General features: G+C 68.9%; 19 protein-coding genes and 1 pseudogene. 13 read left to right on the top strand and 7 right to left on the bottom strand.

The window, feature by feature from the left end:
• The first annotated feature begins 68 nt into the window (after nucleotides 1–68).
• Both DQP56_RS09180 and DQP56_RS09175 read left to right on the top strand, forming a co-directional pair.
• Entirely contained in the window at nucleotides 69–482 is a 414-nt protein-coding gene (locus DQP56_RS09180; RefSeq protein ID WP_205868829.1) for a hypothetical protein, read from the top strand.
• Between the two features lie 67 nt (nucleotides 483–549).
• The gene (locus DQP56_RS09175; RefSeq protein ID WP_435673839.1) at nucleotides 550–3201 is read left to right on the top strand and encodes a bifunctional FO biosynthesis protein CofGH; all 2652 of its coding nucleotides are present in this window, start codon (nucleotides 550–552) and stop codon (nucleotides 3199–3201) included.
• Between the two features lie 34 nt (nucleotides 3202–3235).
• On the opposite strand, the gene DQP56_RS09170 is transcribed toward DQP56_RS09175, so the two are convergent.
• On the bottom strand, nucleotides 3236–5248 hold the full coding sequence (locus DQP56_RS09170; protein WP_112684725.1) for an NADPH-dependent 2,4-dienoyl-CoA reductase: 2013 nt from the start codon (nucleotides 5246–5248) through the stop codon (nucleotides 3236–3238).
• Between the two features lie 26 nt (nucleotides 5249–5274).
• Nucleotides 5275–5820 carry a PadR family transcriptional regulator gene (locus DQP56_RS09165; protein ID WP_112684723.1) on the bottom strand — a complete coding sequence of 182 codons (546 nt, stop codon included), beginning with the start codon at nucleotides 5818–5820 and terminating at the stop codon, nucleotides 5275–5277.
• A 166-nt stretch (nucleotides 5821–5986) separates the two neighbouring features.
• Here DQP56_RS09165 and dapC point away from each other — a divergent pair, with 166 nt between their 5' ends.
• From dapC to DQP56_RS09145, 4 genes are all read left to right on the top strand, one after another.
• On the top strand, nucleotides 5987–7096 hold the full coding sequence (dapC, locus tag DQP56_RS09160; protein ID WP_112684694.1) for a succinyldiaminopimelate transaminase: 1110 nt from the start codon (nucleotides 5987–5989) through the stop codon (nucleotides 7094–7096).
• Nucleotides 7097–7489: 393 nt separating this feature from the next.
• Complete coding sequence (locus DQP56_RS09155) at nucleotides 7490–8614, top strand: PPE family protein (RefSeq protein WP_234825566.1); 1125 nt, start codon at nucleotides 7490–7492, stop codon at nucleotides 8612–8614.
• A 353-nt stretch (nucleotides 8615–8967) separates the two neighbouring features.
• Nucleotides 8968–9267, top strand: a complete 300-nt coding sequence (locus DQP56_RS09150) for a PE family protein (protein WP_112684690.1) — start codon at nucleotides 8968–8970, stop codon at nucleotides 9265–9267.
• A 9-nt stretch (nucleotides 9268–9276) separates the two neighbouring features.
• A complete protein-coding gene (locus DQP56_RS09145; RefSeq protein ID WP_112684682.1) occupies nucleotides 9277–10464 on the top strand; it encodes a PPE family protein in 1188 nt (395 codons plus the stop codon).
• Between the two features lie 13 nt (nucleotides 10465–10477).
• On the opposite strand, the gene DQP56_RS09140 is transcribed toward DQP56_RS09145, so the two are convergent.
• A complete protein-coding gene (locus DQP56_RS09140; protein ID WP_112684680.1) occupies nucleotides 10478–11371 on the bottom strand; it encodes a GmrSD restriction endonuclease domain-containing protein in 894 nt (297 codons plus the stop codon).
• Nucleotides 11372–11471: 100 nt separating this feature from the next.
• Here DQP56_RS09140 and DQP56_RS09135 point away from each other — a divergent pair, with 100 nt between their 5' ends.
• Both DQP56_RS09135 and ctaD read left to right on the top strand, forming a co-directional pair.
• The gene (locus DQP56_RS09135) at nucleotides 11472–12374 is read left to right on the top strand and encodes a pseudouridine-5'-phosphate glycosidase (RefSeq protein ID WP_112684678.1); all 903 of its coding nucleotides are present in this window, start codon (nucleotides 11472–11474) and stop codon (nucleotides 12372–12374) included.
• Between the two features lie 135 nt (nucleotides 12375–12509).
• Nucleotides 12510–14231 carry an aa3-type cytochrome oxidase subunit I gene (gene ctaD / locus DQP56_RS09130; RefSeq protein WP_112684676.1) on the top strand — a complete coding sequence of 574 codons (1722 nt, stop codon included), beginning with the start codon at nucleotides 12510–12512 and terminating at the stop codon, nucleotides 14229–14231.
• 43 nt (nucleotides 14232–14274) lie between these two features.
• Here ctaD and DQP56_RS09125 read toward each other — a convergent pair whose 3' ends face one another.
• Complete coding sequence (locus DQP56_RS09125; RefSeq protein ID WP_112684674.1) at nucleotides 14275–15003, bottom strand: helix-turn-helix transcriptional regulator; 729 nt, start codon at nucleotides 15001–15003, stop codon at nucleotides 14275–14277.
• 131 nt (nucleotides 15004–15134) lie between these two features.
• On the opposite strand from DQP56_RS09125, the gene DQP56_RS09120 reads away from it, so the two are divergent.
• Both DQP56_RS09120 and DQP56_RS09115 read left to right on the top strand, forming a co-directional pair.
• Complete coding sequence (locus DQP56_RS09120) at nucleotides 15135–16550, top strand: acyl-CoA synthetase (protein ID WP_112684672.1); 1416 nt, start codon at nucleotides 15135–15137, stop codon at nucleotides 16548–16550.
• A 40-nt stretch (nucleotides 16551–16590) separates the two neighbouring features.
• Nucleotides 16591–16878, top strand: coding sequence for a hypothetical protein (locus DQP56_RS09115; RefSeq protein ID WP_112684670.1), 288 nt, complete (start codon nucleotides 16591–16593; stop codon nucleotides 16876–16878).
• Nucleotides 16879–16893: 15 nt separating this feature from the next.
• On the opposite strand, the gene DQP56_RS09110 is transcribed toward DQP56_RS09115, so the two are convergent.
• Nucleotides 16894–17601, bottom strand: a complete 708-nt coding sequence (locus tag DQP56_RS09110; protein ID WP_435673838.1) for a TetR/AcrR family transcriptional regulator — start codon at nucleotides 17599–17601, stop codon at nucleotides 16894–16896.
• Nucleotides 17602–17710: 109 nt separating this feature from the next.
• Between DQP56_RS09110 and DQP56_RS09105 the strand changes: the two genes are divergently transcribed.
• Nucleotides 17711–18136, top strand: coding sequence for an MmpS family transport accessory protein (locus tag DQP56_RS09105; RefSeq protein ID WP_112684666.1), 426 nt, complete (start codon nucleotides 17711–17713; stop codon nucleotides 18134–18136).
• Nucleotides 18133–21033 carry an MMPL/RND family transporter gene (locus tag DQP56_RS09100; protein WP_112684664.1) on the top strand — a complete coding sequence of 967 codons (2901 nt, stop codon included), beginning with the start codon at nucleotides 18133–18135 and terminating at the stop codon, nucleotides 21031–21033. Before DQP56_RS09105 ends, DQP56_RS09100 begins: the two co-directional genes overlap by 4 nt.
• A 64-nt stretch (nucleotides 21034–21097) precedes the next feature.
• On the opposite strand, the gene dapD is transcribed toward DQP56_RS09100, so the two are convergent.
• The gene (dapD, locus tag DQP56_RS09095) at nucleotides 21098–22060 is read right to left on the bottom strand and encodes a 2,3,4,5-tetrahydropyridine-2,6-dicarboxylate N-succinyltransferase (RefSeq protein ID WP_112684662.1); all 963 of its coding nucleotides are present in this window, start codon (nucleotides 22058–22060) and stop codon (nucleotides 21098–21100) included.
• Nucleotides 22061–22163: 103 nt separating this feature from the next.
• Between dapD and dapE the strand changes: the two genes are divergently transcribed.
• On the top strand, nucleotides 22164–23240 hold the full coding sequence (gene dapE / locus DQP56_RS09090; RefSeq protein ID WP_112684660.1) for a succinyl-diaminopimelate desuccinylase: 1077 nt from the start codon (nucleotides 22164–22166) through the stop codon (nucleotides 23238–23240).
• A 112-nt stretch (nucleotides 23241–23352) separates the two neighbouring features.
• Here dapE and DQP56_RS09085 read toward each other — a convergent pair.
• Nucleotides 23353–23980, bottom strand: a pseudogene (locus tag DQP56_RS09085) (AAA family ATPase); the annotation flags it as partial.

Raw genomic sequence — 23980 nt, 5'->3', positions numbered from 1 at the left:
GGTTCGTTGGTCAGCCAGCTGGACAGCATCCCGACTTGAGCCCGATCGCGACGCTCACCGAGCCCGCGATGAACACCGATCCGCCGGGTCGTCGGGCCGTCGACTACTCGGTGCTGGCCCTGCTGGCCGTCGACGGCGTGCTCTGCGCCGTTTCCACCGCCCTGCTGCTGCCCGCGCACATCGGCGCGGTTCCGTTTCCGCTCAGCGCACTGGTGGGCGGCTTCGTCAATGCGGGTCTGCTGTGGGTCGCCCTGCGCTGCACGTCCTCGCTGCGGCTGGCCGCGCTGCCGCTGTGGACCTGGTTGCTGACGATCGCGCTGATGACCCTCGGCGGGCCGGGCGATGACCTGATCTTCGCCGACCGCGGCGTGATGGCCTACGGCGTGCTGTTGATGATCGTGCTGGGCAGCGCCCCGCCGGGGTGGCTGTTGTGGCGGCGTCGCCTGCAGCTGTCGGCTGGCCGGCCGGCCGGCGAACCCTGAGGACCGGGCGGGCGCGCCCTGCGCTCGTCGGGCCGGTTGGGGCGGCGACTACTGTGGCGCATATGGCATGCGCGAGATTCCGGGTGCGGGTGCGGCGCGGATGACGAACCCGTCGGCGCTGCGGCGAGTCCTGCGGCGGGCCCGCGACGGTGTGCTCCTCAACGTCGAGGAAACCGCTATCGCGATGAGTGCCCGCGGTCCCGATCTGGCTGACCTGTGCGCCAGTGCGGCCCGGGTCCGCGACGCCGGCCTGGTCTCGGGCGGCCGGCGCGGGCCGGGTGGCAGGCTGCCGGTCAGCTACTCGCGCAAGGTGTTCATCCCGGTCACGCACCTGTGCCGGGACACCTGCCATTACTGCACTTTCGTCACCGTCCCCGGCGTGCTGCGGGCGCAGGGCAAGCAGATGTATCTGGGGCCCGACGAGATTCTCGAGATCGCCCGCCGAGGCTCCCAAATGGGGTGCAAGGAAGCGCTGTTCACCCTCGGGGACCGGCCCGAGGAGCGCTGGCCCGAAGCGCGGCAGTGGCTCGACGAGCGGGGCTATGACAGCACGCTGGCCTACGTGCGAGCCATGGCGATCCGGGTGCTGGAGGAGACCGGCCTGCTGCCGCACCTGAATCCCGGGGTGATGAGCTGGTCGGAGATGTCGCGGCTCAAGCCGGTGGCACCGTCCATGGGCATGATGCTGGAGAGCACCTCGCGGCGGCTGTTCGAGACCAAGGGTCAGGCACACTACGGCAGCCCCGACAAGGATCCGGCGGTACGGCTGCGCACCCTGGCCGATGCGGGCCGCCTCTCGATCCCGTTCACCACCGGCCTGCTGGTCGGCATCGGCGAGACGCTGGCCGAACGCGCCGACACCGTGCACGCGATCCGCAAGGTGCACAAAGAGTTCGGCCACATCCAAGAAGTGATCGTGCAGAACTTCCGGGCCAAAGAGCACACCGCGATGGCGTCGACGCCGGACGCCGGCTTCGAGGAATTCCTGGCCACCGTGGCGGCGGCAAGACTGGTGCTGGGCCCGAAGATGCGGGTGCAGGCGCCGCCCAACCTGGTCTCGACCCAGGAGTGTCTGGCGCTGATCGGCGCCGGGGTCGACGATTGGGGCGGGGTGTCGCCGCTGACCCCCGATCATGTCAACCCAGAGCGGCCCTGGCCGGCGCTGGACGAGCTGGCCGCCGTCACCGAGCAGGCCGGCTACGACCTGGTACAGCGGCTCACCGCGCAGCCCGATTACGTGCAGGCCGGTGCGGCGTGGATCGACCCGAGGGTGCGCCCGCACGTCGCGGCGCTGGCTGACCCGGACACCGGGTGGGCGCGCGACGTCAACCCGGTCGGGCTGGCCTGGCAGGAACCCGACGAGGTGGTCTCCGCCGGCCGGGTGGACCTGCACACCGCCATCGACGTCGACGGCCGCGCCACCGAGACACGCAGTGATCTGGGTAGCGCCTTCGGGGACTGGGAGTCGATCCGCGAACAGATCCACCAACTGGCCGCCCGCGCCCCCGAACGCGTCGACACCGATGTGCTGGCCGCGTTGCGCTCAGCCGAACGTGACCCGGCCGGCTGCACCGACGCCGAGTATCTGGCGCTGGCCACCGCGGACGGTCCGGCACTGGAAGCCGTTGCCGCCCTGGCTGATTCATTGCGGCGCGAGGCTGTCGGCGACGACGTCACCTATGTGGTCAACCGCAATATCAACTTCACCAACATCTGTTATGTCGGCTGCCGGTTCTGCGCGTTCGCCCAGCGCAAGGGCGATGCCGACGCCTTCTCGCTGTCGAATGCCGAGGTCGGCCAACGCGCCTACGAGGCGCACCTGGCCGGCGCCACCGAGGTCTGCATGCAGGGCGGGATCGACCCGGAGCTGCCCGTCACCGGTTATGCCGATCTGGTGCGGGCGGTCAAGGAGCGGGTGCCGTCGATGCACGTGCACGCCTTCTCGCCGATGGAGATCACCAACGGGGTGTCCAAGAGCGGCTTGAGTATTCGGGAGTGGCTGATCAGCCTGCGCGAGGCCGGCTTGGGCAGCATCCCGGGCACCGCCGCGGAGATTCTCGACGACGAGATCCGCTGGGTGCTGACCAAGGGCAAGTTGCCGACCTCGATGTGGGTCGAGGTCGTCACCACCGCGCACGAGGTCGGGTTGCGGTCGAGTTCGACGATGATGTACGGCCACATCGATTCGCCGCGCCATTGGATCGGGCACTTGCGGGTGCTGCGCGACATTCAGGACCGCACCGGAGGATTCACCGAGTTCGTGCCGCTGCCGTTCGTGCATCAGAGCTCGCCGCTGTACCTGGCCGGCGGCGCGCGGCCCGGCCCGAGTCACCGCGACAACCGTGCGGTGCACGCGTTGGCCCGGATCATGCTGCACGGGCGCATCCCCAACATCCAGACCAGCTGGGTCAAGCTGGGGGTGGAGCGCACCCAGGTGATGCTCAACGGCGGCGCCAACGATCTGGGCGGCACCCTGATGGAGGAGACCATTTCCCGGATGGCGGGCTCCGAGCACGGCTCGGCCAAGACCATCGCCGAACTGGTGGGCATCGCCGAGGGCATCGGCCGCCCGGCTCGCCAGCGCACCACCGACTACGCGCCCCTCCGGCCGCGAGCTGGGGACACCACCCACCCGCGAGCTGGGGGCACCACCCACCCGCGAGCTGGGGGCACCACCCACCCGCGAGCGTGCGCGTCCCCGGCCGACACGCCGGGCTGACAACCGGATTTGCGCACGGTCGCGGGCGGGTGGACTACAGCCGCGCGGCCAGCTCGGTGCCCTGTTTGATCGCCCGCTTGGCGTCCAGCTCGGCCGCCAGCGCGGCCCCGCCGATGACGTGCGGGCGCAACCCGTGTTGCCGCAAGCCGGCCTCGAGGTCGCGCACCGATTCCTGCCCGGCGCAGATCACCACGTTGTCCACCGCCAGTAGCCGCGGGCGCGACCTTTTCCGGCCGTAGCTGATGTGCAAGCCGTCGTCGTCGATGCGCTCATAGTTCACCCCGGAAAGCTGTTGGACGCCTTTGGCTTTCAACGACGCCCGGTGTACCCATCCGCTGGTCTTGCCGAGGTTGCGGCCTTGTGCCCCCGCCGTCCGTGCCAGCAGGTACACCTGCCGGGCCGGCGGTGCCGGATCCGGTGGCATCACCGCCCCCCGGGCGTCCCACGGGTCGGCGGCGCCCCATTCGGCCCGCCACTCTTTGAGGTTCAGTGTCGGCGAGGATTCCGGGTTCGGCACGACCAGAAATTCGCTGACGTCGAACCCGATTCCGCCGGCGCCGATCACCGCCACCGCCTCGCCCACCGGCCGGCCGTTGATCGCGTCGGCATACGACAGCACCATCGGATGCTTGATACCGGGAATCTGCGGGATCCGCGGCTTCACGCCGGTGGCCAGGATCACCTCGTCGAAATCGGTCAATTCCTCGACACTCGCGCGACTGCCCAATCGCACGGCCACCGCATACCTGTCGAGCATCGTGGTGTAGTAGCGGATCGTCCCGGCGAACTCCTCTTTGCCGGGAATCCGCTTGGCCAGGTCGAATTGGCCGCCGATGAACTCGTTGGCCTCGAACAGCGTCACTTCGTGGCCGCGTTCGGCAGCCGTCACCGCCGCCGACAGCCCGGCCGGCCCGGCGCCGACGACCGCGATGCGCCGGCGGCGCCGTGCCGGGCGCAGGACCAGCGTGGTCTCATGGCCGGCCCGGGGATTGACCAGGCACGAGACCTTCTTGTGCACGAAGGCATGGTCCAGGCAGGCCTGGTTGCAGGCGATGCAGGTGTTGATCTCGTCGGCCCGGCCGGCTGCGGCCTTGCGCACCCAGTCGGGGTCGGCCAGCATCGGACGGGCCATCGATATCAGCTGGACCGAGGTCTCGGCGAGGATCTGTTCGCCCGCCTGCGGCATGTTGATCCGGTTGGACGCCACCACCGGGATCGTGACGTGATCGGCCACCGCGTGGGAGATGTCGACGAACGCGCTGTTGGGGACCGACGTGACGATGGTCGGCACCCGGGCCTCGTGCCAGCCGAAGCCGGAGTTGATCATGGTGGCCCCGGCGTCCTCGACCTCGGTCGCCAGCGCGAGGACCTCGTCCCAGCTCTGCCCCTCTTCGACGTAGTCGGCCAGCGACATCCGGTAGCAGATGATGAAGTCGGAACCCACCGCCGCACGACTGCGCGCGACCACCTGCACCGGGAAGCGGCGCCGGTTGGCCGCGGTCCCGCCGTAGTCATCGGTGCGGTTGTTGGTGCGCGGCGCCAGGAATTGGTTCAGCAGATACCCTTCGCTGCCCATGATCTCGACACCGTCATAGCCGGCCTCGCGGGCCAGCTCGGCCGCGCGGGCGAAGTCGTCGATGGTCGAGTCGACTCCCCGCGACGAGAGTGCGCGCGGCCGGAACGGGTTGATCGGTGCCTTGATCGCCGAGGCGCTGACCGAAAACGGATGGTAGGCATAGCGTCCCGCGTGCAGCACCTGGAGCAGGATCTTGCCGCCCGCGTCGTGGACGGCGTCGGTGACGCGGCGGTGTCGGCGGGCATCGGCGGAGCTAACCATCGCCGAGGCGAACGGCAGCAGCCAGCCGGTCCGGTTCGGGGCGTAGCCGCCGGTGATGATCAATCCCACGCCGCCGCGGGCGCGTTCGGCGAAGTACTCGGCCAGCTTGCCGATGTCGGCGGCCCGGTCCTCCAGGCCGGTGTGCATCGAACCCATCACCACCCGGTTGTCCAGGGTGGTGAACCCGAGATCCAACGGGGACAACAGCATCGGGTAGGGATTGCTGGATCGCGTCGTCACAGTGCCGCCTTCACCTCGTCGAGCCAGTCGATGGCGCTTTCCTCGGCCCGGATGCCGCCGCGCAACACCAGGTACTGGTGCAGCGCGGCCCCCGACAGCGAGCCGGGGTCCGGGAACTGCTTCTTCTCCAGGGCGCGGTAGACCTCGAGGCGCGCGGAACGCTCGGCGCGCAACGTGACGGCCTGCTCGCGCACCGCGGCGGCGTCGCCATAGCCGGCGCCGCGGATCTTGACCGCCAGCTCACGCAGCCGGTTGTCCACGATCGAGCTGCCGCGACCGGCGAGCGGCGCGGCGAGCCAACGTGCCAACTCGTGACGGCCGGCCTCGGCGACGGTGTAGACCTTCTTGTCCGGGCGGCCGCGTTGGGCGACCTCGGTGGCGGCCACCCAGCCGTCGGCTTCCATGCTGCGCAGCGTGCGATAGATCTGCTGGTGGGTGGCGCTCCAGAAGTAGCCGATCGAACGATCGAATCGGTTGGCGAGTTCGTAGCCGGAGCCGGCCTGCTCGGATAGCGACACCAGGATCGCGTGGGGAAGGGCCACGACGGCGAGCATAGGCAGCCGGCGCCAGCTATGCAACTAGTTGCAGTGCAACTGCGTGCATAGCTACGGTTGTGCTGGTCGGCGGCGCGCCGTCACGCCGCGGCTACTATCAGGAACCGATGAATCCGCCGCCGCCCCGCCGCCCCGCCGCAGCCCCGTGAGTCCCGTGTATGGCGGCAGATCGGCCGCGCTGCCGACTTTCCCCTGGGACACGCTCGCCGATGTGACGGCGCTGGCCAAGGCCCACCCTGACGGCATCGTCGACTTGTCGGTCGGCACCCCCGTCGACCCGGTCGCCCCGGTCATTCGCGACGCGTTGGCGGCGGCCTCCTCGGCGCCGGGATATCCGACCACCGCCGGCACACCGGCTCTGCGGGCCTCGGCGGTCGCGGCGCTGGCCCGCCGCTACGGCATCACCGGCGTCGCGGAGTCGGCGGTACTGCCGGTGATCGGCACCAAGGAGCTCATCGCCTGGCTGCCGACCCTGCTCGCGCTCGGCGGCGACGACGTGGTGGTGGTACCCGAGTTGGCGTATCCCACCTACGAGGTGGGGGCCCGGCTCGCCGGAGCATCGTGGGTGCGCAGTGACGCGCCGCAGCACCTCGACGGCGCGCCCCCGGCCCTGGTGTACCTGAACTCGCCGAGCAACCCGACCGGAGCCATCCTGACCGCCGGTGAGCTGCGCGACCTGGTCGGCTGGGCCCGGCAGAACGGGGTGCTGCTGGTCTCCGACGAGTGCTATCTGGGGCTGGGCTGGGACGACCCGGCACCGCGGTCGGTGCTGCACCCGCAGGTGTGCGACGGCGACCACACCGGCCTGCTGGCGGTGCACTCGTTGTCGAAAACGTCGTCGCTGGCCGGCTACCGGGCCGGATTCGTCGCGGGCGACGCTGCGGTGGTGGCCGAACTGCTCGCGGTGCGCAAACACGCCGGGATGATGGTCCCGACCCCGGTGCAGGCGGCGATGGCCGCCGCCCTCGACGACGACGAGCACGAACACCAGCAGCGCGACCGGTATGCGCGCCGCCGTGAGCTGTTGCTGCCGGGGCTGCGTGCGGCCGGATTCACCGTCGACCACTCGCAGGGCGGGCTGTACCTGTGGGCCACCCGCGGCGAAGCCTGCCGACAGACCCTCGGATGGCTGGCCGAGCGCGGCATCCTCGTCGCGCCCGGCGAGTTCTACGGTCCGTCCGGCGCCGAGCACGTCCGGGTGGCGCTGACCGCCCCCGACGATCGGATCGCCGCGGCGGTCGACCGGCTCGATCCGGACCGCTAGGCCGCACTACCGACCAGCGCGTCGCTCCGGTCACCCGGGTTTAGCGGCTGCGAGATTCTATCTGCGTCCAGCCGCTCGGGGCCGGCATGTCGCCGCGGACGAGCCTGGCCCGCGAGCTGCCGCCACAACGAGCATTGCCGCAGCTGGAAGCCGTACAACAGGCTCGCCGCGTGGCCGATGCAGACCTCGGTCGCGAACGGGCATCCGCCGGGGTGTCGCCGGGCGAACGCCGTCGCCGGCCGGCGGGAGGTGCGCGGTCGTCGTCTAGCCTCGCCTCAAACCGCCGGGCCGTGGACGGCGACGCAGGGCTCTGCCAAAGATGAGCTCCGTTGCCCATGAAAAGCCGACGGATGACGGGGATCGGTCCGCCGATATGCGCGAAGGGTTGTGGTGATGGACTTCGGAGCATTTCCGCCGGAAATCAATTCCGCGCGAATGTATTCCGGAGCCGGATCGGCGCCGTTGCTGGCGGCGGCGACCGCGTGGAGCGCTGTCGGGAACGAACTGAATTCGGCGGCCGAGCTCTACCGATCACTGATCTCCCGGATCGTCGAGGCCTCGTGGTGGGGGCCGTCCGCGACGGCGATGCTGACAGCGGTAGGCCCCTACGTGTCGTGGATGGCCGCGACCGCCACCGAAGCCGAGCGGGCCGCCGACTACACCCGTGCCGCTGCGGGCGCGTATGAGATCGCCTACGCGGCAACGATCCCCCCGAGCGAGGTCGCGGCCAATCGCAGCCTGCTGGCCCTGCTCGTGGCGACGAATCTGCTGGGGCAGCACAGCCCCGCGATCGCGGCCACTGAGGCGCGCTACGCCGAGATGTGGGCACAGGACGCCGTGGCGATGTACGGCTACGCGGCGGCGTCGCGGGTCGCCGCAATGGTGACACCCTTCCAGACGCCACCGGAGACCACTGCCGCGGGCGGCGAGGAACGCCAGCGGGACGCGGTGACACGAGCCGTGGGATCGGCTGCCCAACAGCACGTCTCGAACGATCTGGTAGAGACCATCCGGCAATGGCTGCAGCACCTCGCCACATCGCCGTCGCAGTATGCGGTAGGGGAGGACCTCAAAGCGAACCTGCCGCAGATACTGAAAAGCTCCACCAGCACCGTGCAGATCGTCCAGCGACTGGCCTCGACCCCGACGAACATCATGAACATCGCCAAGGGGATCTTGCCGCCCGCCTCCAGCGCCACCGCTGCGCCGCCGGCGCCCAGTGGGCCGATCCCGCCGGTGACGGCCGGCGCCGGCGGAGTGCCCGCAGCGAGTTTCGGACGAGCAGGCACCGTCGGCCGGTTGTCGGTGCCCCCCAGTTGGTCCGGCGCCGTCACCGAGACTACTCCGCAGCCCCTGCCGCCGCCCGCTGCCGCCGCCTCGTCCGTCGAGAGCCAGCCTCGGGGGATATTGCGGGGGATACCGATCAGCGGCGGGGGTGCCGCTCGCCGCAGCGACGGCTACGTCAACCGATACGGCTTCCGGTACAGCGTATTGACGCGCCATCCGGCCGGTGGCTGACCGGCCGGTCTCTTCCTGCGTCGCCGCCTGGCCCACTTGCGTTGCGCTGTAGCCGAATCCGACGTCGGCCGATGCGAGAGTTTAACCGCGGCGGGATTCTTTTTCTCACACCGCAAACCGAGCGGTGATCAACGGCCGATGCGTTTCGGTCTTCGGGCGGCGTTTGCGGTGGTCAGGGCGCTTGACTGACACCCGCGGGCCAGAGGTGAATGCCCGGGTGCGTGCGAACGACGCCGCGGTGCGGTGGTTGCGCGGCCCAGCGCCGGTAACAGCACGCTCGAAAAATCTCCTAGTCTCACAATCAGCGAGATTCGTGAAGTGCCATGGCGCAGACAATGATCAGGAGGTGACAGATGTCGTTCGTCAACACCCAGCCGGAAGCATTGACCAGCGCTGCCAGTGAACTGCGGGGCATCGGATCGGTGGTAACGGCACAGAACATGGCAGCCGCCGGACCGACCACGGTGTTGCCGCCGGCGGCGGCCGACGAGGTGTCGGCGTTGACAGCGGCGCTGTTCTCCGCTCACGCACAGGCATACCAAGAGGTCAGTGCTCAAGCCGCCGCTATCCACGAGGCATTCGTGCGGACATTGGCGCTCAGCTCCGAGTCGTATGCGGCAACCGAGGCGGTCAACGCCGCTGCGGCAAGTTAGCTCACGACAATGGATTTCGGGGCGCTGCCGCCGGAGGTCAACTCGGCGCGAATCTATTCCGGGGCAGGCTCGTCGCCGCTGATCGCTGCCGCGTCGGCCTGGAGCAGGCTGGCCGCCGAACTGACCTCGGCTGCCGCCGGTTACGAGGCGATCGTGACGCGCCTGGCCGGCGAGGATTGGCTTGGGCCGTCATCGGCCTCGATGGCGCAAGCGGTCGCGCCATACGTGGACTGGATGAATGCCACCGCGGCGCGGGCCGAGCTGGCCGCAACGCGGGCCCGGGAGGCCGGCGCGGCCTACGACTCTGCCGTGGCGGCCACGGTGCATCCTGCCGATGTCGACGCCAACCGCATCCAGCTGTCGTCGCTGTTGTCGACAAACGTTCTGGGACAGAACACCCCGGCGATCGCTGTGACCGAGGCCGACTACGGCGAGATGTGGGCGCGTGATGCCGCCGCCATGTACCAGTACGCCGGTGAGTCGGCATCGGCGTCGCAGGTGGCGCCGTTCAGCGGTCCGGACCCGACCACCACCGGCAATTCACCGTCCTCGCAACTGGTTTCCGCGGTCCAGTCGGCATTGGCGAGCTTGACCTCACCGGCCTCGTCGGCGGCCGGTGCAGCGGATGCGTCGACGTCACCGTTAGATGACATGCTGGGCGATCTCTACGCCATGGTGGGCCTGAAGTACACCCCCGAAAGTCCGATAGCCAACCTGCTCGCGCCGTGGACGTCCTATGTCGCCCCGGCGCAAAGCAGCATCGCGATAGCGCACTTCTCCACGGGTGCGGTCAACAGCGGGGTCTCGTTGTCCAAGGCACTGGCGCCGGCTGCCTCGGCGGCGAAGGCTGCCGGTGACGGCGCCAAGGCGGCCGCGGGAGCGTTGCCCGCGGCGCTGCCTGCCGCCGGCTTGGCGGCCCCGATCGGTGGCGGAGCGCCGGTGGCAGCCGCGTTGGGCAATGCCGCGGCGGCCGGGCGCCTGTCGGTGCCGGCCGGCTGGGCCGGGGTCGGCCCGCCAGCAGGCGCGGTCCCGCCGATTCCGATCAGCACCGTCTCCGCCATCAGCCCGGATGTGGAGGGTTCGGGAAATCTGCTGGGCGGGATGCCGCTGGCCGGTGCCGGGGCCGGCGGCAGGGGAGTCGGTCCCCGGTATGGATTTGCGCCCAAGGTGATGGCGCGCCCGTTCTCCGCCGGGTGACTGATGCCGCAGGCTACTCGCAGGCGATGCCGTCGCCGTCGCCGTCCAGTCCGGGCCGATAGCCGGGCTGGCCGGCCAGGATCGGCGCGACACCGGCGGCCCGGGCGGCGGCGCAGTTCGGGAAATACACCGGCAGGCCGTCGGTCGAGCCGACGAACGGCACCGGTTCGGCCGGAGGCTGCTCGGTTGTGGGTTCACCCTCCGGCGGGGCTTGCTGGTCGGCGGGCGCGCCGCAGTCGCCGGTCAGGATGCGCGCGATCGCATCATGTTCTGCCCGGGTGACCCACAGCCCGTAGCCGGACTTCACCTCCACGATGCGCGAGACATACTCGCAGCGGTAGGACTTGTTGGGCGGCAACCAGGTTGCGGCGTCACCGTCACCTTTCTGATAGTTGATCGGGCCGCTGGTGGCCTGCAGGTTCAGCGGGTCGTTGGCGAAGTTGCGGCGAGTCGGTTCGTCCCACTGTTGGGCGCCCTTCTGCCAGGCGTCCGACAACGCCACGACGTGGTCGATCTGCACCGCCCGGGAGGTGCCCGGGCCGCGCTGAAAGGCGATCGCGGTACCGGTGTAGGGATCGTGGAGAACCCCGGAGAGCACCACGCAATCGTTGGTGCCCGGCTTGATCTCGATGTCGACCAGATCGCGGCGCAGGATGTCGTTGCGGGTGTCGCAACCGTTGTGTCCGCCCGGCACCGTGACGTCATCGCTCCAGGCTTGTCCGAACAGCGCGCGGTCATAGCCGGTCTTGGCGGCACGGCCCTTGATCGGCAGCGCGTCGAGCTTGGCCAGTGCGGCCGACCCGCCGGCCACCACCGGGTCGGCCGGCGCGGGGGCGCCCGACGTGCCGATCAGCAGGGCCGCCGCGACCACGGCGTAGCCCGGCCACCTGCGTCGCTGGTCGACCACGGCACCTCCGGAGTCTTGATGTGCTGGCGCGGACGTTAGCAGCCTGCTCCGACAGGATCGTCGGGCGCGAAGCGGTAGCCGGTCGCCATAAGGTGAGACGGTGCGCATCCATCCCGAAGTCGCCGATGCGCTGGCCGCTGGTCGCGCCGTGGTGGCGCTGGAGAGCACGATCATCACGCATGGCCTGCCCCGCCCGGACAACCTGCGCGTCGCCCGTGAGATCGAGCAGGCGGTGCGCTCGACAGGAGCGGTACCGGCCACCATCGCCGTCCTCGGTGGCCGAGCGCAGATCGGGCTCGACGGCGAAGCGCTGTACCACCTCGCCACCGCCGGTAGGGCGGTCAAGGTCAGCGTCCGCGACTTAGCGATGCTGGCCGCCGCCGGTGGCGACGGCGCGACCACGGTCGCCTCGACCGCGCATCTGGCCGCGGCGGCGGGCATCGTGGTGTTCGCCACCGGCGGACTGGGCGGGGTACACCGCGGGGCGCGCGCGAACTTCGACGAGTCCGCGGATCTGACGACGCTGTCGCGCACACCGGTGCTGGTGGTGTGTTCGGGCGTCAAATCGATCCTGGACATCGGTGCGACGCTGGAGCGCCTGGAGACCCTCGGGGTGGGCGTGATCGGGTACCGCACCGACCGGTTCCCCGCCTTCTATCTCGCCGACTCCGGGTTCCCGATCGACTGGCAGGTGCACACCCCGGCGCAGGCCGCCGCGGTGTTGCGTGCCCGCGCCGGGTTGCGCACCGAGGGCTACGGGCTGATTCTGGCCAATCCGGTCGAAGCCGATGCCGAACTGGATCGCGCGCTGCACGACCGGGTGCTCGCCGACGGGTTGACCGCCGCCGAGGCGGCCGGGGTACGCGGCAAAGACGTCACCCCCTTCCTGCTCGATCACTTCCACCGCGGCACCCGCGGCGCGTCGGTCGCGACCAATGTCGCGCTGGTGCTGGCCAATGCCCGGCTGGCCGGGGAGGTCGCGGTCGCCTATGCGACCGGGTGAGCGGCCGACGCGTCGCGCTGATTTCCCGTACCATAGGTCGTTATATCCGCTGGTCTGGCCGGCACGCACTGTCGACGGGGCTACGACTTCGGCGGGAGGCGTGCCGATGGCAGATGTGGTCAGTCGGGGTGCCGCATGAGCCTGACGAGCATTCCCGGCAAGCAGCTGTTACCGCTGCGCCCGTATCCGCCCAGGGTCGGCCCGCGCGGGGCGCTGGTCTACCGGGTGATCGCCACCACCGACCACAAGCTGATCGGCATCTTGTACATGGTGACCACGTTCAGCTTCTTTCTGATCGCCGGTCTGATGGCCCTGCTGATGCGCACCGAGCTGGCCGCGCCGGGCCTGCAGTTTCTGTCCAACGAGCAGTACAACCAGCTGTTCACCATGCACGGCACCATCATGTTGCTGCTGTATGCCACCCCGATCGTGTTCGGCTTCGCCAATCTGGTGCTGCCGTTGCAGATCGGGGCGCCGGACGTGGCCTTCCCACGGCTCAACGCCCTCAGCTACTGGCTGTATCTGTTCGGCGCGCTGATCGTGGTCGCCGGGTTCCTGACGCCGGGCGGTGCCGCGGATTTCGGCTGGACCGCTTACGCACCGCTGAGCGGCGTCGTCCATGCCCCCGGCGCCGGGGCCGACCTGTGGATCATGGGGCTGGCGGTCTCCGGATTGGGCACCATCCTGGGCGCGGTGAACATGATCACCACCGTGGTCTGCATGCGCGCCCCCGGGATGACGATGTTCCGGATGCCGATCTTCACCTGGAATGTGCTGATCACCTCGATCATGGTGCTGATCGTCTTCCCGCTGCTGACCGCGGCGCTGCTCGGCCTGGCCGTCGACCGGCACCTGGGCGGGCACATCTTCGAGCCGGCGAACGGCGGAGCGTTGCTGTGGCAGCACCTGTTCTGGTACTTCGGCCACCCCGAGGTGTACATCGTCGCGTTGCCGTTCTTCGGCATCGTCACCGAGATCTTCCCGGTGTTCGCCCGCAAGCCGGTGTTCGGCTACAGCCAGATGGTGTACGCGACCATGAGCATCGCCGGCCTGTCGACGGCGGTGTGGGCGCACCACATGTTCGCCACCGGCGCAGTCCTGTTGCCGTTCTTCGCGTTCATGAGCTTCATGATCGCGGTGCCGACGGGCATCAAGTTCTTCAACTGGATCGGCACGATGTGGCGCGGCCAGCTGACGTTCGAGACGCCGATGCTGTTCTCGCTCGGGTTCGCGGTGACGTTCCTGGCCGGCGGGCTGACCGGCGTGATGCTGGCCAGTCCGCCGCTGGACTTCCACGTCCACGACACCTATTTCGTGGTGGCGCACTTTCACTACGTGCTGTTCGGCACCATCGTGTTCTCGACTTTCGCCGGGATCTACTTCTGGTTCCCGAAGATGACCGGCCGACTGCTCGATGAGCGGCTGGGCAGACTGCACTTCTGGCTGACGTTCATCGGCTTCCACACCGCGTTCCTGGTGCAGCACTGGCTGGGCAACATGGGGATGCCGCGCCGTTACGCCGATTACCTGTCCACCGACGGGTTCCAGCCGTTGAACATCGTCTCCACCGTCGGGGCGTTCATCCTGGCGGCATCGATGCTGCCGTTCCTGTGGAACGTGTTCCGCAGTTGGCGCTACGGCGAGGTCGTGACCGTCGACGATCCGTGGGGCTACGGCAACTCGCTGGAGTGGGCGACCAGTTGCCCGCCGCCGCGGCACAATTTCACCGAACTGCCCCGAATCCGTTCGGAGCGGCCGGCATTCGAACTGCACTATCCGCACATGGTGCCGCGGCTCCGCGACGAGCTGCACATCGGGCGCCGTGAGGTCGCCGAGCCGCTGGGATCGCGCGACTGATCGTGCCGATGGCAGCCGGTGGCCGGAATCGGTCCGGGACCGGTCAGCGACCGGTCACCCTGGCGATGCACAACTCCGGCTCGACGAACGGATCCAACTCGGCGTGCAGCGCAGTGTTTTCGCCGCCGTCCGCATCGGTGCTGAGCAGTCCGCGCAGCAGACCGAGGTGCATGGCGCAGCTGACTTCCGGATGGGAGCGCGCCAGGTCGCGGACCGGGCAGGCGTGCAGCCGGATCGCGCACTCGCGGTGGCCGTCGCCGACATCGGCCGGCGCGGTGATCTCCGGGCCGAACCCCATTCGCTCGAAGGCGTCGGCGATTCGGCCGGTGCGGTCGTCGAGGGCCGGTGCGCCGTTCCGGGCGCCGTCAGCGGAGCCTTCGGAGACGTCCTGGGCCATGATCCTGCCGGCCCAGCGCCGGCCGGCTCGTTCGGCGCGCTGCCGGCGCTCGGCGGCGGTGTCGCCGAGTTCCATCGCGAGGATCTCGGCCAGACCCCGGTAATCCAGCCGGTCGCGCACCGCGACGTAGCCGGTGCGGGGGCGCCCGACGCCGTCCCGCTTGATCCGGGTGCGCGCGACCGAGCCGTCCTCACACAGTGCGTCGAGGTGGAACCGCACGGTGGTGACGTGTAAGCCCATCTGGGTGGCGATCTCGGAGGCATCCACCGCGCCGGTGGCGCTGGTGACCAGTCGCAGCACCCGTTCCCGCTGCTGGTTGCGCGGCAACCGCCGGGTGCGATTGGCCCCGCGCCGCTGGTCGGACTGGTCGTGCATCGGTGTGCCTCTCGTGATCCGGTCACCACAAATTTAATGGAACAAGCTCATTGATACCAGCTACAACGGTGGCTGGTGGGCCGGCAAAGCGGCCAACGCCGGCCGGGCAGGCAACCGGTAACGTCCCCTGGGTGTTGCTGACCTCGCTGGATACCCACGTCGACGATATCGCCGATGCGGTACGCATCGACAACACCACGCTGAGCCGGGCCGATCTGCGCGCTGCGGCGGCGGCGGCGCTCGAAGACCTCGGCGGGGCGGGGCGGGTGGCGGTGCTGGCCACCCCGACGGCGTCGACGGTGCTCGCAGTCGCCGGTTGTCTGCTCGCCGGGTTGCCGGTGGTCCCGGTCCCAGCCGATGTCGGCGTCGCCGAACGTGCCCACATCCTGCGTGACTCGAACGCGCAAGCCTGGCTGGGGGAGCGGCCCACCGAACTCGCCGGCCTGCCGCATGTGCCGGTACGGCGCGGCGCCGGATCGGCTCAGTCGCCAGCCGAACCGCCGGGTGCAAGCGACGCCGCGCTGGTCATCTACACCTCCGGCACCACCGGCCCGCCCAAGGGTGTGCAGTTGAGCCGGCGGGCGCTGGCAGCGGACCTGGACGCGCTGGCCCAGGCCTGGCAGTGGAGCCCCGAGGACGTGTTGGTCCACGGCCTGCCGATGTATCACGTGCACGGCCTGGTGTTGGGACTGCTGGGCTCACTGCGGGTCGGCAACCGCTTCGTGCACACCGGCAAACCGACGCCGCAGGCCTACGCGCAAAGCTGCAGTGAGCTGGGCGGCACACTGTATTTCGGGGTGCCCACCGTGTGGTCGCGGGTGGTGGCCGATGCCGGTGCCGCCGACGCGCTGCGGCCGGCCCGGCTGCTGGTCTCGGGCAGTGCGGCGCTGCCGGTTCCGGTGTTCGACGCGCTCGTCGCCCGGACCGGCCACCAGCCCATCGAGCGCTACGGCAGCACCGAATCGCTGATCACGGTGAGCACCCGGGTTGACGGCGAACGCAGACCCGGCTGGGTGGGGTTGCCGTTGCAGGGCGTGCAGACCAGGCTCATCGGCGAGGACGGCGAGCCGGTCCCGCACGACGGGGCGACCATCGGGCGGCTGGCGGTGCGTGGACCGACCTTGTTCGACGGCTACCTCAACCTGCCCGAGGCGACCGCGGCGGCCTTCGACGCCGACGGCTGGTACCGCACCGGGGACGTCGCGGTCATCGACGCCGCCGGGATGCACCGGATCGTCGGCCGCGAATCGGTGGACCTGATCAAGACCGGCGGCTTCCGGGTCGGGGCCGGCGAGATCGAGACCGCCCTGCTCGGCCATCCCGCGGTAGCCGAGGTGGCCGTCGTCGGACTGCCCGACGAGGATCTGGGCCAGCGCATCGCCGCGTTCGTCGTCGCCGCCCCGGACCACACGGCGACCGCCGACGAGCTGATCGACTACGTCGGGCAACAACTGTCGGCCCACAAACGCCCGCGCGAGGTGCGGATGGTGGATGCGCTGCCGCGCAACGCAATGGGAAAGGTACTCAAGAAGGCGTTGCTGCCGTAGGCTCGCGCTTGCGTGAACCGAAACCAGAAGGAGTGGCGCTGTGAAAAATTGGACTCTTTCCGTCGGCGCACTCCTGGCCGGCGCGGCGTTCCTGCTCGGTGGCTGCTCGGAGGTGAGCAAGGTCGTCAACAAGGGCGGCGACACCACCTGTCAGGAGTTCAACAGCCACGACGACGAGAAGCAGCGCTCGGAAGTCTCCAAGATGCTCAAGGACAAGAACGGCAACGAGCCGTCCAACATGGAGTTGTCCGCGACGCGGGTGGCGGTCAGCGCCTACTGCAAGACCATCGGCAAGGACAGCGACAAGATCAGCAACGCGATGCTGTAGCCGTCGGCGGCACGTTCAATCGCGGTCGGGATGACCGCTGAGACGGTCGGCACCGGGACCGGCTGGCTCCCAGGTCCGCATCGCGGCGTCGACGCCGTCGTCGTCCAGCGCGGCCACCGGTAGCGGCAATTGTTCAGTGCGGTAACGCATCCCGTCGACGAGTAGGGCCACGTAGCGGCGCCACAGGTCGGCGTCGACGTGGCCGGCGAACTCGCTGACCGTGCCGGCCAGCAGCCCGAAGATGGGCATGTCGGTATCGGACAGTTCCGGACGCAGCCGGCCGTCGGCCCGCGCGCGCTCCACGAGCCGTTTCAGGATCGGGACAAGCCGCTCCTGGGCGGCGGTCACCCGATCGCCGCCGTAGGTCTTGCTGAAGGCGATCTCCCGCAATCCGCGGTCGGTCGCGGTGAGCTGACACATCTGCTCGACGTACCATACGAACCCTTGCCATGGGTCTGGTTGGCGCAGAGCCGATTCCGCCAAGTCGGCCAGCTGATGGAGACCGTCGGCGAAGATCGCCTCGAATAGCTCCTCCTTGGTGGCGAACCTGCGGTACACGGTGCCGACTCCCACGCCCGCGTGGTGTGCGACGTCATTGAGGTTGGGCTCGAGGCCCTTGCGGGCAAACAGATCTCGGGCGGCCTCCAGGACCCGCTTGCGATTGCGCTCGGCGTCCTTGCGCAGCGGGCGGCCCGTTGTGTTACTCGCGCTCACACCGGCCAAGTGTAATGCGCGCAACAAAAAAACGGATTGACTGAATCCACTTATATAGTTAGCTTGGCTACTCGGAGAGACGCAGGGCTGCCCCGGGCCGACGTCGGGAAAGGTGACGATGATAAGGCTGCTAGGCCGGGTGTGGCTGCCCGTCTTGATCGTGATCGCGGTGGGCGCGGGTGTCATCGCAGTCGCCCAGCTGCGGACGGTGTTCGGTGCGCATCCGGTGGTGGTGACCGACATCTCCTCGGATAACGCCGAGGACTTCAACCCGAAGTTCGTCACCTATGAAGTCTTCGGCTCGGGCAGCAGCGCCGTCATCAATTACATGGACCTCGAGGGCAAGCCCCAGCGCGTCACGAGCGCGGCGCTGCCCTGGACGCTGACACTGGAGACCACGTTGCCCTCGGTGATGCCCAACATCCTGGCCCAAAGTGACGGCGACAGCATCAGCTGCCGGGTCACCGTCGACGACGAGATCAAACAGGAACGGACCGCTACCGGATTCAATGCCGAGACCTTCTGCTTTGTGAAGGCCGCATGACCGCGCCGACGGACGACCGGCCGGCCGAGGCCATCGCGCAGCCTCGTCACGCCGAGCGCCCGCTGATTCCCCGGCTCATCCGACGGTTCGCAGTGCCGATCATCCTGGCGTGGATCGCTCTCATCGCCGCACTGAATATTGTTGTGCCGCAGCTGGAAGAGGTCGGCAAGCTGCGTGCGGTGTCGATGAGCCCCAACGACGCGCCGTCGATGATCGCCACCAAGCGGGTCGGCAAGGTGTTTGAAGAGTACGACACCAGCAGCTCGGTGATGGTGGTGCTCGAAGGCGACGAGCCGTTGGGCGCCGAGGCGCACGAATTCTACGATCGCATGGTGCGCGAGCTGCGCGCCGACACCGCCCATGTGCAGCATGTGCAAGACTTCTGGGGCGACACGCTGACTGCCAAGGGCGCCCAGAGCGCGGACGGCAAGGCCGCCTACGTTCAGGTCTACATCTCCGGCGATCAAGGTGAGACGCTGGCGAACGAGTCGGTGGATGCGGTGCGCCACATCGCATCCCAGGGCCCCACTCCCGCCGGGGTGAAGGCCTACGTCACCGGTCCCGCGGCCACCAGCACCGACCAGAACCACGTCGGCGACGCGAGTATGAAGCTCATCGAGCGGCTCACCTTCGCCGTGATCACGGTGATGTTGTTGACCGTCTACCGATCCGTCATCACCACACTGATCGTGCTCGCCATGGTCTTACTCGAGCTGTCCGGCGCCCGGGGGGCGGTGGCATTCCTGGGTTACCACAACGTGTTCGGCCTGACGACCTTCGCCACCAACCTGCTGGTTACCTTGGCCATCGCTGCGTCCACCGACTATGCGATCTTCCTGATCGGCCGATACCAGGAGGCACGCAAGACCGGTGAGGACCGAGAATCCGCGTACTACAGCATGTTCGCGGGCACGGCGCATGTGGTGCTGGCATCGGGGCTGACCATCGCCGGGGCGACGCTGTGTCTGCACTTCACTCGGCTGCCGTACTTCCAGACGATGGGCATCCCGCTGGCGATCGGGATGGTGATCGTGGTCGCGGCAGCCTTGACGCTGGGGCCCGCAGTCATCTCGGTGTGCAGCCGCTTCGGCCGTGTGCTGGAGCCCAAGCGCATCAGTGCGGCCCGCGGATGGCACCGGGTCGGTACCTCGACGGTTCGCTGGCCGGGGGCGATCCTGGTGGTAGCCGTCGCGGCGTCGCTGATCGGCCTGCTGGCCCTGCCCGGTTACCACACGAACTACAACGACCGCATCTACCTGCCGGACGACGTCGCGGCCAACGTGGGCTACGCGGCGGCGACCCGGCACTTCTCCGAGGCAAAGATGAACCCGGACCTGATGATGATCGAAGCCGACCGGGATCTGCGCAACCCGGCGGATTTTCTGGTGATCGACAAGATCGCCAAGGCTCTCAAGAACGTGCACGGCATCGCCCAGGTGCAGACCATCACCCGCCCCGACGGTGACCCGATCAAGCACTCGACGATCCCCTACACCATCGGCCAGAGCGGTACCGCCGCAATGATGAACAACGACTACATGCAGACCAACCTGGAGAACCTGCTCAGCCAGGCCGATGACCTGCAGGCCAGCATCGACTCGATGACCGAGATGATGAGGATTCAGACGGACCTGGCCGCGGTGTCGCAACGCATGGCCGACAAGATGGCGAAGACCTCCGACGACATCTCCGACATGCGGGACCACATGGCCGATTTCGACGATTTCTTCCGGGTGTTCCGCAACTACTTCTACTGGGAGCCGCACTGCTTCGACATCCCCATCTGCTGGGCGCTGCGATCGGTCTTCGACAGCCTCGACGGTATCGACACCATGTCCGGCGACTTCGACGACCTGGTTCCCGACATGCAACGCATGGCCGAGCTGATGCCGCAGATGGTCGCCGTGATGCCGGCGCAGATCCAGTCGATGAAAAACCAGAAGCAGACGTTGCTCAACCAGTACCAGGTGCAGAAGGCACAGCAGGACCAGAACATGGCCATGCAGGAGAATTCCACGGCGATGGGCGAGGCGTTCGATGCCGCCAAGAACGACGACTCGTTCTACCTGCCTCCGGAAGCCTTCGAGACCGCCGACTTCAAGCGGGGCATCAAACTGTTCATGTCACCCGATGGACATGCGGTGCGGTTCACCATCATTCACCAAGGTGATCCGTTGACCCCCGAGGGGACATCGCGCATCGACCCGCTCAAGGTCGCGGCGGCCGACGCCATCAAGGGAACGCCGCTCGAAGGCGCCCGGATCTACCTCGGCGGCAGTGCGGCGATGTTCCACGACATGCAGCAGGGCGCCAACTTCGACTTGTTGATCGTGGGGACGGCGGCACTGGTGCTGATCTTCGTCATCATGCTGGTGCTCACCCGCGCCGTGGTCGCCGCAACGGTGATCGTCGGCACGGTGGTGCTCAGTCTCGGCTCGGCGTTCGGTCTGTCGGTGGTGCTCTGGCAACACCTCGTCGGCATCCCGCTGCACTGGATGGTGCTGCCGATGTCGGTCATCATCCTGCTCGCCGTCGGAGCCGACTACAACCTGCTGCTGGTCGCGCGCATCCGGGAAGAGATCCACGCCGGTCTGCACACCGGGCTCATCCGCGCCATGGTCGGCACCGGTGCCGTGGTCACCGCTGCCGGTCTGGTGTTCGCCTTCACCATGGCCTCCATGGCGGTGAGCGCATTGATCGTGATCGGCCAGGTCGGCACGACCATCGGACTGGGCCTGCTCTTCGACACCTTGATCGTCCGGTCCCTGATGACACCGTCGATCGCCACCCTGCTCGGACGCTGGTTCTGGTGGCCGCAGATCGTGCGTCCACGCCCGCGTCCGCAGCCCTGGCCGCAACCGATCCAGCCGGTGAAGGAGGAGCAGGCGCTGGTCTGACGCGGCGGTTCAGCGAGCCTCGACGGAGGAGAGGGGAAGCCGGACCGCCTTATGTACCCGGCCGCTAGTTGGCGTGCAGGTCCTCGTTGAGCGCGATGCCCTGACCGTCGCGGGCGACCACCTCGACCGCCCCGGTCGACGAATTGCGCCGGAACAACAGGTTATTGCCGCCGGCCAGCTCGCGGGCCTTGACCGTGGTGCCGTCGGGCATGGCGACCTTGGTGCCGGCGGTGACATAGAGTCCGGCCTCGACCACGCAGTCGTCACCCAGCGGGATGCCCAGCCCGGAGTTCGCCCCCAGCAGGCAGCGCTGGCCGATCGAAATCACCTGGGTGCCACCGCCGGACAGCGTTCCCATGATCGACGCGCCGCCGCCGACGTCGGAGCCGTCACCGACCACCACACCCGCCGAGATGCGGCCCTCCACCATCGAGGTGCCCAGTGTGCCGGCGTTGAAGTTGACGAATCCCTCGTGCATCACCGTGGTGCCCGGCGCCAGGTGTGCGCCCAGGCGCACCCGGTCGGCGTCGGCGATGCGCACCCCGGACGGCAGCACGTAGTCGACCATCCGCGGGAACTTGTCCACGCCGTAGACGGTGACCGGACCGCGGCGCCGCAGCCGGGCTCGCACCGATTCGAAACCCTCGACCGCGCACGGCCCGTGATTGGTCCACACCACGTTGGTCAGCACACCGAACAACCCGTCGGCGTTGAGTCCGTGCGGGGCCACCAGTCGGTGCGACAGCAGATGCAGCCGCAGGTAGGCGTCGTAGGCGTCGGCGGCCTTGTCCGCCAGTGCACCGATCACGGTGTGCACCGCCACCGTCTCGGTGCCGCGGTCCTCGTCGGCGCCGACCAACTCAACGAGGTGAGCCAGGTCGGCGGGCACGTCGGCAGCCGCCAAGCGGGTGGTGCCCGGGTCACCCGAGCCGTCCAACGTCGGTGCAGGAAACCAGGTGTCGAGAACCGATCCGTCTGCGGCCAGCGTCGCCACGCCGACGCCCGAAGCTCCAGTCACGCCGGTCAGGCTACTTTCCCTCGGCGACCAGACGCAAAAGCCCCCTGCGCGCCCGAGAATTGGGGGCTTTCACGTCTGCTGGCCGGGAGAAGCGACCCGCTACGCTGGGGCCGTGCTGGACCTGCGCTCCGACCCGATTGCGCTGACCGCGGCGCTGGTCGACATCCCCAGTGAATCGCGGCACGAGGCACGAATCGCCGACGAGGTGGAAGCCGCGCTACGGGCCCAAACCTCCGGCTTCGAGATCATCCGCGACGGCGACGCGGTACTGGCTCGTACGCGGCTCGGGCGACCGACTCGGGTGCTGCTGGCCGGGCATCTGGACACCGTTCCGGCGGCCGGCAATCTGCCCAGCCGCCGCACCACCGAGGCGGAAGGTGATGTCCTGCACGGCTGCGGCACCGTCGACATGAAATCCGGCGACGCCGTCTTCCTGCACCTGGCCGCCACCATCGCCGAACCGGTACACGACCTGACCTGCGTCTTCTATGACTGTGAGGAGATCGACGCGGCCGCCAACGGACTGAACCGCATCGAACGCAACCTGCCGGATTGGCTGGTGGCCGACCTCGCCATCCTCGGTGAGCCCACCGGCGGCTTTATCGAGGCCGGCTGTCAGGGCACGTTGCGGGTCGTCGTCACCGCCGGCGGCACCCGGGCGCATTCGGCGCGGTCCTGGCTGGGCGACAACGCCATCCACAAACTGGGGGCGGTGCTCGACCGGCTCGCCGCCTATCGGCCGCGCAGCGTCGACATCGACGGCTGCGTCTACCGCGAGGGGCTCTCGGCGGTGCGTATCGACGGCGGGGTGGCCGGCAACGTGATTCCGGACGCGGCCAGTGTCACGGTGAACTTCCGCTTCGCGCCGGACCGCTCACCCGAGCAGGCGCTGACCCATGTGCGGGAGGTCTTCGACGGGCTCGACGTCGCGATCGACCAGACCGACGTCGCCGCCGGCGCCCTGCCCGGGCTCACCGCGCCCGCGGCGGCTGCCCTGGTGGCCGCCGCCGACGGTCAGGTGCGCGCCAAGTACGGCTGGACCGACGTCTCGCGGTTCGCCGCCTGCGGTGTTCCCGCCGTCAACTACGGGCCCGGCGACCCGAACCTGGCCCATTGCGTCGACGAGCGGGTGCCGGTCTCCCAGATCAGCGCGGTGACCGACCTGCTGCGACGGTTCCTCGCCGGCTAGGTGGGCTCGCCGAGTGGCAATTTGACGACGCGACACGCCGGTGCCACGTCGTCAAATTGCCACTGGACGGCCCACTGGACACCGAGCTCCCCCCGCAGGCCCGGGAAGGCGCCTAACCCCCGGTGGGCAGCGCGCGGGCCTGCGTCAGCGCGGTCCGGCCGAACGCGCAATCGACCTCGTCGCACAGCCGGGCCAGCGGGTCGACGGCCCGGGCATCACCGAGCTGGACCGCCACCTGCCAGGCCTGCAGCGCAACCGCGGACTGCCCGCTGCGTTCGGCCATCCGGGCGGCGTCGCGGGCAGCGGTGATCGCGCCATGGTGGTCCCGCATGCCGGCCCGCTGCCACGCACGCGCCACACCCAACTCCGGGGCGAACAGTGCTGACTTGGATCCGTGACGGGATTCTGCCCGGCGCAACGCTTTTGCCGCCCCGGCGATGTCAGACTGCCGCGCCAGGGCGGTAGCCAGCAGGGTCAGCGACAGCGGACCCCACGAATACCCGGTCCGCTCCAAGGTCGCCGCGGCCGGTGCCAGCAGCTCGGCCGCGGCATCGAATTTGCCGGCCGCGATCAGCGCCTGCGCCACCAGCACCTCGCCGATCGCCCGGCCGGGCTGGGCCAGTTCGGCGAAATCGGTGAACTGGCGGGCCGTTTCGTGGGCCTCGGTGAGCCGGTCGGTCATCAGCAGCACGGTGATCTCGGCCAGCCCGATGGTGAACCGCAGCAGGCCGGGATGTTCG

This window comes from Mycolicibacter senuensis (assembly GCF_003284925.1).
GTDB lineage: Bacteria > Actinomycetota > Actinomycetes > Mycobacteriales > Mycobacteriaceae > Mycobacterium > Mycobacterium algericum_A.
Note: the sequence above shows the minus strand (reverse complement) of the source record. Positions and strands in the feature narration are given on the sequence as shown.

What these genes read in the sequence shown, in the direction of transcription:
- DQP56_RS09175 (WP_435673839.1), top strand. Translation starts at nt 550, where the DNA reads ATGCGCGAGATTCCGGGTGCGGGTGCGGCGCGGATGACGAACCCGTCG.
- DQP56_RS09180 (WP_205868829.1), top strand. Translation starts at nt 69, where the DNA reads ATGAACACCGATCCGCCGGGTCGTCGGGCCGTCGACTACTCGGTGCTG.
- DQP56_RS09105 (WP_112684666.1), top strand. Translation starts at nt 17,711, where the DNA reads ATGATAAGGCTGCTAGGCCGGGTGTGGCTGCCCGTCTTGATCGTGATC.
- DQP56_RS09125 (WP_112684674.1), bottom strand. Translation starts at nt 15,003, where the DNA reads ATGCACGACCAGTCCGACCAGCGGCGCGGGGCCAATCGCACCCGGCGG.
- DQP56_RS09145 (WP_112684682.1), top strand. Translation starts at nt 9,277, where the DNA reads ATGGATTTCGGGGCGCTGCCGCCGGAGGTCAACTCGGCGCGAATCTAT.
- ctaD (WP_112684676.1), top strand. Translation starts at nt 12,510, where the DNA reads ATGAGCCTGACGAGCATTCCCGGCAAGCAGCTGTTACCGCTGCGCCCG.
- DQP56_RS09100 (WP_112684664.1), top strand. Translation starts at nt 18,133, where the DNA reads ATGACCGCGCCGACGGACGACCGGCCGGCCGAGGCCATCGCGCAGCCT.
- DQP56_RS09155 (WP_234825566.1), top strand. Translation starts at nt 7,490, where the DNA reads ATGGACTTCGGAGCATTTCCGCCGGAAATCAATTCCGCGCGAATGTAT.
- DQP56_RS09150 (WP_112684690.1), top strand. Translation starts at nt 8,968, where the DNA reads ATGTCGTTCGTCAACACCCAGCCGGAAGCATTGACCAGCGCTGCCAGT.
- DQP56_RS09170 (WP_112684725.1), bottom strand. Translation starts at nt 5,248, where the DNA reads ATGCTGTTGTCCCCGTTGGATCTCGGGTTCACCACCCTGGACAACCGG.